At 63.7% G+C, this 270-nt stretch carries 1 protein-coding gene; it reads right to left on the bottom strand.

The window, feature by feature from the left end; all coding sequences use genetic code 11:
• Nucleotides 1-248: helix-turn-helix domain-containing protein (locus ABQE89_RS26335; protein WP_448422189.1), on the bottom strand; the 248-nt coding region annotated here is incomplete at its 3' end.
• Between the last annotated feature and the right edge of the window lie 22 nt (nt 249-270).

The raw sequence follows: 270 nt of genomic DNA, 5'->3' as shown, positions 1-270 counted from the left end.
CGCTGCCGAGCCCTGAGCACTTTCTGTTCGACCTTGTGGCAGGTGCGCGCCGGCATCCGGTGTGGCCGCGACGAGCGATCCTGCAACGCCTCCAGCCCGCCTTCGTCGTATCGGCGCAGCCATTTGTAGACCGTGGCCCGCGAAATGCCCAGCTGTTCAGCGACATGAGCGGGCGCCCACCCAGCGGCGACACGTTCCACAATCAGACGTCGAGCGAAAACATTGGTGCGGGCGTTAGCGTGAGACACGAGGACCTCCTACGGAATGAAT

The organism is Mycolicibacterium sp. XJ1819 (assembly GCF_053483675.1).
This window is presented reverse-complemented; position numbering and strand designations above follow the sequence as displayed.